9 protein-coding genes are annotated in these 10,166 nt (G+C 64.5%); 6 read left to right on the forward strand and 3 right to left on the reverse strand.

What is annotated here, in order from left to right:
• Positions 1 to 1,267, reverse strand: a 1,267-nt coding sequence (locus tag V6M49_RS06810; RefSeq protein ID WP_332760637.1) for an MFS transporter, incomplete at its 3' end; no start/stop codon positions are given.
• A 327-nt stretch (positions 1,268 to 1,594) separates the two neighbouring features.
• On the reverse strand, positions 1,595 to 2,695 hold the full coding sequence (locus V6M49_RS06815; RefSeq protein ID WP_442959701.1) for a methyltransferase: 1,101 nt from the start codon (positions 2,693 to 2,695) through the stop codon (positions 1,595 to 1,597).
• Between the two features lie 576 nt (positions 2,696 to 3,271).
• Between V6M49_RS06815 and V6M49_RS06820 the strand changes: the two genes are divergently transcribed.
• Positions 3,272 to 3,952 carry a DUF998 domain-containing protein gene (locus tag V6M49_RS06820; protein WP_332760639.1) on the forward strand — a complete coding sequence of 227 codons (681 nt, stop codon included), beginning with the start codon at positions 3,272 to 3,274 and terminating at the stop codon, positions 3,950 to 3,952.
• On the opposite strand, the gene V6M49_RS06825 is transcribed toward V6M49_RS06820, so the two are convergent.
• Positions 3,949 to 5,313 carry a PLP-dependent aminotransferase family protein gene (locus V6M49_RS06825; protein ID WP_332760640.1) on the reverse strand — a complete coding sequence of 455 codons (1,365 nt, stop codon included), beginning with the start codon at positions 5,311 to 5,313 and terminating at the stop codon, positions 3,949 to 3,951. The genes V6M49_RS06820 and V6M49_RS06825 overlap by 4 nt on opposite strands.
• Before the next feature lie 130 nt (positions 5,314 to 5,443).
• On the opposite strand from V6M49_RS06825, the gene V6M49_RS06830 reads away from it, so the two are divergent.
• The 5 genes from V6M49_RS06830 to V6M49_RS06850 form a co-directional block, all read left to right on the forward strand.
• Positions 5,444 to 6,406, forward strand: a complete 963-nt coding sequence (locus V6M49_RS06830) for a hypothetical protein (RefSeq protein ID WP_332760641.1) — start codon at positions 5,444 to 5,446, stop codon at positions 6,404 to 6,406.
• 65 nt (positions 6,407 to 6,471) lie between these two features.
• Positions 6,472 to 7,398: an ABC transporter substrate-binding protein gene (locus V6M49_RS06835; protein WP_332760642.1), complete on the forward strand. Its 927-nt coding sequence runs from the start codon at positions 6,472 to 6,474 to the stop codon at positions 7,396 to 7,398.
• The gene (locus V6M49_RS06840; protein WP_332760643.1) at positions 7,398 to 8,384 is read left to right on the forward strand and encodes an amino acid ABC transporter permease; all 987 of its coding nucleotides are present in this window, start codon (positions 7,398 to 7,400) and stop codon (positions 8,382 to 8,384) included. Before V6M49_RS06835 ends, V6M49_RS06840 begins: the two co-directional genes overlap by 1 nt.
• Positions 8,384 to 9,187, forward strand: a complete 804-nt coding sequence (locus V6M49_RS06845) for an amino acid ABC transporter ATP-binding protein (protein WP_442959702.1) — start codon at positions 8,384 to 8,386, stop codon at positions 9,185 to 9,187. Before V6M49_RS06840 ends, V6M49_RS06845 begins: the two co-directional genes overlap by 1 nt.
• Positions 9,188 to 9,224: 37 nt before the next feature.
• Positions 9,225 to 10,166: M20 metallopeptidase family protein (locus V6M49_RS06850; RefSeq protein WP_332760645.1), on the forward strand; the 942-nt coding region annotated here is incomplete at its 3' end.

A 10,166-nucleotide genomic window follows, 5' to 3' on the forward strand; every position in this document is an offset into this window, starting at 1 on the left:
TCATGTCGTTGCCCGTCACCTGGATCAGGCTCGCAATAATGAACGGCGTGGTGCCTCCGAAAATCGCCACGGCGAAGTTGTAGGCGATGCCCATGGCCCCGTAGCGGTGGGCCGTGGGGAACAACGCCGGCAGCGCCGAGGCGAGATTCGCAACGTAGAACGTGACCGGGAAGGCGACCAGGGCAAGGCCGGTGAGCGTGGCCGGGATGGTCCCGATATCGATCAGAATGAACGCGGGCAGCGACAGGACCACTGTGCTGATGGCACCGATCCACAGCACGGGGCGCCGGCCGATCCGGTCCGAGAGATGACCGGTCAGCGGGATGCACAGGGACATGGCCACCAGGACCGGGATGGTCAGGAGAGTCCCGTTGATCTCGTCGTACCCCTTGTTGGTGGTCAGGTACGTGGGCATGTAGGACGTCAGGGCGTAGCCCACCGTATTGGCGGCTGCCACGAGGATCATGGCCAGCACGATCCTCTGCCAGTAGGCCTTGAAGATTCCCACCGGGCCCATGGGGCCGAGCACCTCACCGGTTTCGGGATGCCTGGCCACTTCGGCCTCTGCCTCGAGGGTTGCCTGGAACGCGGGCGATTCCTCAATTTTCATCCGGAAGTAGATCGCGATGATGCCGAGGGGACCGGCGATCAGGAACGGAATGCGCCAGCCCCAGGCCTCCATCCCGGCCTGGCCCAGGGTCAGCTGGAGACCGGACACCAAAGCCGCCCCTATGGCAAAGCCCAGGTAGCTGCCCATGTCCAGGAAGCTGGCGAAGAAGCCGCGGCGGTGGTCCGGGGAGTGTTCACTGACGAACGTCGTGGCGCCTGCGTACTCGCCACCGGTGGAAAAGCCCTGCACCAGCTTGGTGACCACCAGCAGCACGGCGGCCCAGATGCCCAGCACCGAGTACCCCGGGAGGAGGCCGACGACGAAGGTCGCCGCGGCCATGAGCATCAGGGTCATGGCCAGGACCTTCTGGCGGCCGATCTTGTCGCCCAGCCAGCCGAAAAAGACGCCACCCAGGGGGCGGGCGATAAACGTGGCTCCGAAGGTTCCCAGCAGGAACAGGTTCTGCACGGCCTTGTCGGCTTCCGGCAGGAACACCGGCCCCATGGTGGTGATCAAATAACCGAACACACCGACGTCGTACCACTCCATCGTGTTGCCGACGATGGTCCCGCCGAGCGCTTTCCTGAGGGTCCGGTGGTTAACAACATTGACGTCGGAAACGCGGAGACGGCGTTTCTTGAGCGGTTGCTGGGTCATGCTCGCCCCACCTTCAGATTGAGGTGGCGAATCAGCTGGCATACAGACACTTTGGTTCCTCCGATGGAGGTCACACGCCACCGACGGATGGCGCCGTCTTTGGCGTGGACTCACCGCGACGGCGGAGCCCAGGTGTCCGGCAATCGTGCCGGGCTGTCGAGAAGAGTCGGAGGTCCGATCGTGGGGAAGCGCCCTGTGTTAGGTCCTGTCCCATGGGTCATTCCGGCTCATTTAAGGTACTCCGACCATTTTGGCACCGCCGCCCGGGCACAGCAATGAAATTCGGTGAGAAAAGGGTTCATCAGGGGGCCGTTCAGAAGCTGGTGGCTACCGCGGAACAAGCCGCCACAGGGACGTGACCTCGGCCGCGCGCGCCTCGAACAGAGGATCGTCGCGGTCCGATGCCTTCGGATGCGTCGGCTTGGTGTCGAGCCGTTCGATCACCGTCAGCCCGGCCGCGTTGATGGCGGCCAGCAGATCCTCACGGGTCCGCAGGCCAAGGTGCTCGGCCAGGTCGGAGAGGACAAGCCAGCCCTCACCGCCCGGCTCCAGATGGTCGGGGAGTTCGTTCAGGAAGCGGAACAGCATCCTGCTCCCGGGGTCGTAGACGGCGCTGTCCAGGGTGGAATGCGGCGTGGCCGGAATCCAGGGCGGGTTGCACACCACGAGCGGCGCCCGTCCGGGCGGGAACATGTCGGTCAGGACGGCCTCAGCACGGTCCTGGACACCGAGGTTCCGGAAATTCTCACCGGCGCAGGCGATGGCCCGCGGTTCATTGTCCGTCCCGATCACGCGGTGGACGCCACGGCGCGCGAGGATGGCAGCGAGCACCCCGGTGCCGGTTCCGACGTCGAACGCCAGCGTGTCAGCGGGCAGCGGCGCGGCGGCCACGAGATCCACATACTCACTCCGGGTGGGGAAGAACGTGCCATAGTGCGGGTGGATGCGGCCCTGCAGGGCATCGACGTAGACGCCGTTCCGTCGCCACTCGTGGGCGCCAATTGCCCCGACAAGCTCATGCAGGGACACCACGGAAGATTCGCCGATATCGCCGTACGCTTCAGCGGCAGCCTCCCGGATATCCGGTGCGCGGCGCAGCGGCACCACAGGGCCCGGATCAAGGGGAATCAGCAGCAGGCCGAGAATGCGTGCACGGTGCGAGCGGGACTGGCGGTGCCGATAGAACTTTTCGGCCGGAGTTCCTGCGATCTTCTTCCCGGCGCCTACCCGCCGGTCCATGGCGTTGAGGATCTGCCGCGCGTTGTGGAAGTCACCGTGCCAGAGCATCGCGATCCCCTGTGACGCCATCCGGTTCGCCTCATCGGCCGTGAGGGAGTCGGTGACCACTTCGACGCGCGTCGGCGCCGGCCTGCCGTTCGCCGAGCGCCACCGCGCGGTGTTGCTCTCGCCAGCCTCGACCCAGGACACGACGGCGGGATCATCCACCGCAGCTGTGCGCGAGGGCTCAAGGGCCGACGTCGGGATTCCCACGGGAGCTGGTGTGTCGGTAGTGATTTGGATCCATTCCAAGAGTCTGGGGGCCGCGGAGAGTGGCGATTGCGGCGGGCCAATATGGCCATCCACCCTGCCTTGTCAGGATACAGGGGTGCCGTGGCGGCCCCCACCGCCCGATCCTGGTCAGACCTCGGAGGGGAATGGGGCCGTCCTAGCTATCACCGCTCTTTTCGTGGCGTCATGTTCCGTCTGGAGTCACAGCTGGATTTCTGGCAGCCGCTTGACCGGGGTCCAATCAGTGTCGGCAAGAACTGGACCGTTGTATCCCCTGACCCAAACCTCATCCAGCGAAAGCTGGGTGGCGCTGTCCTCAAAACGGGCCAGTAGGGCCTTTCGGCCTATGGCCGCAGGCCAGGGACGTTCGCCCCTAGCGGCGTTCCGCCAACCCGGCGCAGGGTTGTACCGGTAGGCGAAGACGCGTGGGGGCAAACGCCCGCGGGCCCCTACGCCAACGACTGGCCAGGCCGCGGGCTCTGAGGACATCCGGAAATGTCAATCGATAAGCATCGGCTTCCGCAGCTCAGGCGGGCTGCCAAGCCCCGAAGCCAACGTGGTGAGGCTCTCCGCCGGGGGCTGCTCGCGGCAGGGGCTCTGTCCTCGCTGTCATACGTGGTTGCCACCGACGGTTTGGCGGCGGCCCGGTGGGAGGGTTACCGCCGCACTGAACAGATGGTGAGCGAACTGTTCGCCGTCGGCTCCCCCGGCCGGGACGTCCTGGTCCCCTTCATGTGGCTCTACGCGCTGCTGTTCACGGCATTCGGCGTCGGCGTCTGGATTTCTGCGCGCGGCCACCGCGCCCTGCGGATCGGCGGCGGCCTGCTCATCGGGTACGGGTTGTGGAACATCGTGGGCGGCTTCTATCCGCTGACGCTCGGTGAAGAAGCGTCGATTCCCATGCATATCGTGGCCACCACCGTGCAGCTTGCCCTCATGGTCGCGGCAATGTGCTTCGTGGCAGTGGGGTTCCACGGCAGGATGCGTGTCTACTCGTTCGTTTCGCTCGCTGTTTGCGCGGGCATGGGCGTGGTGGCGTTTGTGGCGGCCCCGGGACCGAACCTCGTGCTGGGCATCGGCGAACGGATCAGCATCGGGGCGTTTCTGCTCTGGGTGGCGGTCCTCGCGGTGGCGTTGTGGAAACGGCCAGCGGCGGACGGTGCAGGCAGGCACTAAAGGGCCCGGGAAGCCATGGCGTACAGGTCGGCAACCTCGTCCGGCCGCTCCAGCTGCTTTCCAATCGCCAGACGGATGCTCTGCCGATGGCCACTGCGGATAGCTCCGCCCGAGGCGCCGCCCGCCGCGACACCGTGCGATGCCAGCACCAGCAGCGCCTGCTGCTCATTGAGCACCGGCACCCATAAACCCAGCCCGTCATCATGGCTTTCGACCACGACACCGCGGTCGGCGAGAAGTTCCGCCATCTGGGTTCGTCGTTTAGCATATTCGGTGCGCGCACGCTGCACCTGCGCCCTCACTGCATCGCTTGTCAGCATCCATGCCAGCGCATTCTGCAACGTGCGGCTGGTCCAACCCGCCCCGAACTGCCTGTAAAGCCTGGCCCTTTCCATCGGCTCGGCCGGTCCGCCCACGACGGCCAGCCGGAGGTCCGGACCGTGGGATTTGGAGTAGCTGCGGACCAGCACGGTCTGCGACGGAAGAAGCGCGCCCAGGCCCGCATACGGTCCGAGGGCGAGGTCCCCCAGTCCGTCATCCTCAATGATGAGCACCCGCGTATCCCGCAGTACCTCAGCAATTAGATCCCGACGCTCGGGCGTCATGTTTGTGCCCGACCGGGAGTTAGCGCATGGTTCATAAATGAACGCCACGGGCTGCTTGGTGAGGGCCTGTTTGAGGGACTCCGCGATGGGTCCGTCAGCGTCAGTCGCCACGGGAACAACCACGACGCCGGCCAGCTCAAGGATGTCCAGCAGCCGAGGGGTTGCCGGGTCTGCCACCGCAACGTGCTGCCCGGGAAGGATGCTCGAGGATACGAGCAAGAGAATGCCCTCGTACCCGCCATTCACCGCGAGCCAGCTGTCCGGTTCCCACCCCCAGCCGGGCTTCACGGCATTTACCAGTGCCGGCGTGATTCCGGGCCTCCGGTAGGAGTTCTGCTCTGGATCAGGGGCCGCATTGGCGACAGCCTGCGCCAAGTCGGGCAACAGCAGCGGATCCGGCGCGGCCAGCGTCAGGTCCAGCACATCTCCCTGCCAGTACCTGGAGACATTCTCAAACCTCTGCGGAGCAAGCAGGGCCGGGCGCTCCAGGACACGGATTCCCTGCCGGCCGGACCCTTCGATCACGCGCTGCTTCCGGAGAATGTTCCACGCCGCCGAGACCGTTCCGGGACTTACGGCCAACCGCGCAGCAAGGGCACGGACCGTGGGCAGCTGGACTCCGGCGGCCACCTCGCCTGCCCGGATCAGCTGCGTAACCGTGGTGGCAATGCCCGCAGCTGACGCCTCCGAAATTTGGGCGCTGAGCCACGCCGCCGACAGGTGTGTTCCTTCGGCTGTCACCTCTACAGATTCCATCAAAACCCCTTAGTTATGTTCAGTAACATATACCCTCTTGTGCCAGATGCACAACTGAACATACGGTGTTGTCCGTAGCCCACATCACATCGGTCTGGCTGGCAACGGAGATCGCAGTTAGGAAACTTCAGTGAAACAAATTCAATTGGCCACCCGGAACTGGGACCATGTGATCCCTTTGGCTTTGGGCGACGTGCCCCAGGAAAACTACGCATTTGAGCGCCGGGAGATCACCCCCGACCTCTGGTCCGAGCCAGGGCTCGACGGCGGCGAGACCTCGTTCAGCCGTTACATCAGGGCCCGGGCCGCCGGCGACTACTCGGTCACCGCCCTGCCGGTCTTCATCATGCGGGGCTTCCGTCACCGGTGCATCATTACCCGCACTGAATCTCCGTTCGAGACGGCGGCGGACCTCCGCGGCGCCCGGATCGGGCTGACGGGATGGGTGGACACAGGCAACACGTGGACCCGCGCCGTGCTCCGTCAGGCCGGGGTGGGCATCGCGGACGCTGAATGGCGCGTCGGCAGGCTCACAGCGGGCCACCCCATCCAGGACAGGATCGGCCCCGTCGAGGTGTCGGAGAACGTTCAGCCCTGCGAAAACGAGGAACCCATGGTGGACATGCTCCTCCGCGGTGCACTGGACGCCGTGATGACGCCCTTCATGCCGGCAGGATTCTACGAGCCCGGCTCTCCGTTGCGCACGCTCTTCAGGGACTCCCGGGCAGCCGAAGAAGAGTACTACCGGTCAACGGGCTATGTGCCCGGGATCCACCTGCTGGCAGTTCAGACCCGGGTTCTCGAGGAAAACCCGGCGGCTGCACAGGAACTGGTGGACCTTTTCGAATCCTCCCGGAGCCTGAGCGACAGCCGCCGCGGAAAACTCCAGGACATTACGCCCTGGCAGAACGAGGCCCTCGCGGAAACCACCCGCGTCTTTGGTGCTAACTGGATGGCAACCGGTTGGAAACACAACCAACTTATGATCAATGGCCTGCAGACAGAGATGATCGCCCAGGGCCTGTTGGCCAGCCAACTGGCGGACGACGTCCTCTTCCCCTTCAAGCCGGAACCCTCCGAAGCTTTGTCCTGACTAACACCCGGCGGCAACCCTCCGCGCCGCCCCTTCACCCGATGAATCCCCCAAGGCAGACAGGTATGAACATGAAAACATCAAGCAAACTCGGTGCCGTAACCGCCGTCGTCGCCCTCGCCCTGACCGGTTGTTCCGTCGACTCCAGCCCCGCGGGCTCCACTTCCGGCTCCGCCGCAAGCTCAGCCGCACCGCAGGCTTTCACCCAGGAACTGCACGATGCCCTGCCTGACAAGATCAAAACAGCCAAGAAGATTGTGGCCGTCAACAACGGATCCTTCCCCCCGTACACAATCGTCGGTGCCAACGGCGAAATGGACGGCGCAACTGCTGATATTTCCCACGCCATGGGAGAACTCCTGGGCGTCGAAATCGAACACGTCACCGTTGACGGGCTGGCCAGTGTCCTCGGCGGCATGGCCGCCAACCGCTATGACATGGACCTCGGCCCCGTGGGCGACTTCAAAGAGCGCCAGAAACAGGGAACGTTCGTTGACTGGGTCCAGGAATTCGTGGTCTTCGCCGTCCGGAAGGGAAACCCTGCCGGCATCTCGGACCTCGAATCGACGTGTGGAAAGAAAGTCGCAGTGATGGCCAGCGGCTCTGCTGAAAAGGTCATCAAGGCCCACTCGGAGAAATGCACTGCCGCCGGCAACCCTGCCATCGACGTGCAGTCCTACAAAGATCAGCCGACGGCGATCCTGTCCGTCCAGTCAAGCCGTGCCGATGCCTTCTTCTCTTCGCAGGCACCGCTGACGTACTTCGTGGAGCAGGCCAACGGTGCCCTCGAACTGACCGGTACCGGCGAGAAGAACGGCTTCAGCGACCTCTTCCAGGGCGCCGTAGTGCCCAAGGATTCGCCGATGGCAGACATCCTCCTCAAGGCGTTCAACATTCTGTATGAAAACGGAACCTACGAAAAGATCATGAAAGACCACAAGCTCGACGGCAACATGATCGACGAACCCGGACTCAACCTGGGTGTCTCCTGATGCCAACACTGACCGGAACGTCCCCTGTGACCGAATCCCAGCTTGACGTCTCGCACGCCTCCCGCCGCAAGCACCCCTGGCGGCTCGTCGCCGTCGGCGTGATTGCCGTACTCGCCGCGCAACTGCTCCAGCTCTTCATCACCAACGAGCGCTTCGGGTGGGGAACAGTCGCCAAGTACCTCTTCTCTGACGTCATCGTCAGCGGACTGCTCATGACGCTCGGACTCACGGTGGTGGCGATGCTCCTGGGCACCGTCCTCGGAGTTCTCCTGGCCATCTGCCGCATTTCAAAGAACCCGGTCCTGAGCGGCTTCGCCGCCGGCTACATCTGGTTCTTCCGCGGAACACCCCTCCTGGTCCAGCTCATCTTCTTCTACAACCTCTCGGCCCTGGTTCCCGCGCTCTCCTTCGGCATCCCGTTCGCACCGCCGATGTGGTCCATGGAAACCAATTCCGTGGTCACTCCGATGCTGGTCGCCGTCCTGGGCCTGGGACTCCACGAAGCCGCCTACATGGCAGAGATTGTGCGCGGCGGGCTGCTCTCCGTTGACCCGGGCCAGCGCGAAGCCGGCTATTCCGTGGGAATGACCAACTACCGGGTCATGCGGCGGGTGATTCTCCCCCAGGCAATGCGCTTCATTATTCCGCCCACGGGCAACCAGGTCATCAGCATGCTGAAGGCAACCTCGCTGGTGAGCGTCATCGCCATGGCGGACCTGTTCTACACCGCGCAGTCGATCTACAACCGGACGTTCGAAACCATCCCGCTGCTGCTCGTGGCCGTGATCTGGTATCTCGTGCTGACCACGTTGCTCAACATCGGCCAGGGGTTTATTGAACGGCACTATTCCCGCAGTTCCAAGCGGGACGAGCCGGGATTCTTCCAGTTCCTGACCGGCGGGCTCAAGCGTCCCGCAAAGCGTGCAAGCGCCCCCGCCGCCGGAAGCGTGCAGGCTCCCGTCAAAGACAATGGAGAAATACTGTGATCGAGACAGTTACAGTGCCCCACGAAACAGCCGCCCTGACCACCGGCCCGGTCCTCGTCGCGAAGGGTGTCCGGAAGAGCTTCGGCAACACCGAGGTCCTCTCCGGCATCGATCTGGAAGTCACGCAAGGCGAAACCGTGGTCATCCTTGGCCCCTCGGGCTCCGGCAAGTCAACCTTCCTTCGGTGCATCAACCTCCTGGAGGACCTGAACGGAGGCCGGATCCTGGTCGACGGCAAGGACGTGGGCTTTGAAGTCAAGCACGGCCGGCTCCATGAACTTGCCCCAAGCCAGGTAGCCCGCCGGCGCCAGGACATCGGGATGGTGTTCCAGCAGTTTAACCTTTTTGCTCACATGACCGTCCTGCAGAACATCATCGAAGCCCCCGTGGGCATCAAGAAGGAATCCCGGGCCGAGGCGACGGCGCGGGCCAGGAAACTGCTGGCCCAGGTCAACCTGGAGGGCAAGGAAGACGCCTACCCCCGCCAGCTTTCCGGCGGCCAGCAGCAGCGTGTGGCCATCGCCCGTGCCTTGGCGATGCGCCCCAAGCTCATGCTGTTCGATGAGCCGACCTCCGCCCTGGACCCGGAACTGGTGGGCGAGGTCCTCACCACCATGCGCGAGCTTTCGGCCACCGGCTTGACCATGGTGGTGGTCACCCACGAGATCAGCTTTGCCCGTGAGGCCGCCGACCGGGTGGTCTTCATGGACGGCGGCGTCGTGGTGGAGCAGGGTACGCCTGAGCAAGTCATCGGCAACCCGCAGCACGAACGGACGCGCAGCTTCCTGGCGCGCTTCCTGTAGACCGATGAGCGTCAACATCAGACCGGAGAACATCCCCATGACCAGCACCCTTGCTACACCCACGCCCACAGATCTCATCGGAGGGGCGTTAGGGAGAGACACATCGCTGGCCAGCGACCTGGTGGCGTTCCGGCGGGAAATGCACGCCGATCCAGAACTCGGACTGGAACTGCCACGCACCCAGGGCCGCGTGCTCGAGGCTCTGCGCGGCCTGGACCTGGAGATCACCCTCGGCACGAACTCCACGTCGGTGGTAGCCGTGCTGCGCGGCGGGCTCCCTGCCGCGTCCGGAACAGCAAGACCGTCAGTTCTCCTGCGCGGCGACATGGACGGGCTTCCCATTACGGAGAAGACCGGCGTGGCCTTCGCCTCCGCCAACGGGGCAATGCACGCGTGCGGCCACGATCTCCATACCGCCGGACTCATCGGGGCCGCCAAGCTCCTGCACGCCGTCCGGGACCGGCTCCCCGGCGATGTCATTTTTATGTTCCAGCCGGGCGAGGAAGGGCACGGCGGCGCCGAGATCATGATCGCCGAAGGGGTCCTGGACGCGGCGGGGCCCCGTCCCATCGCGGCCTACGGGGTCCACATGGCCTCCGACGCCCCAGCGGGTCTGTTCACCACCCGCCCGGGTTCGTACATGGCGGCCATGGGCGAACTGCAGGTGGAAGTCCTGGGACGGGGCGGACACGGATCGAGGCCCTTCCAGACGCTCGATCCGGTGCAGGTCGCCGCCGAAATGGTGGGGGCCCTGCAGACCTTCGTGACGCGCAGGTTCAACGTTTTCGACCCCGTAATCCTCACCGTGGGAAAGTTCGCGGGCGGAACGGCAGCCAACATCATTCCCGATACCGCTGCTTTCACGGCGGGAGTGCGGTCCTTCAGCCCGGCCGTGGGACAGCGCCTGCAGCAGGAACTTCCGGCCATGCTGCGAACGCTTGCCGAGGCACACCAGCTCACCGCGAATGTTTCTTTCACG

The organism is Pseudarthrobacter sp. (genome assembly GCF_036675385.1).
Taxonomy (GTDB): Bacteria; Actinomycetota; Actinomycetes; order Actinomycetales; family Micrococcaceae; genus Arthrobacter.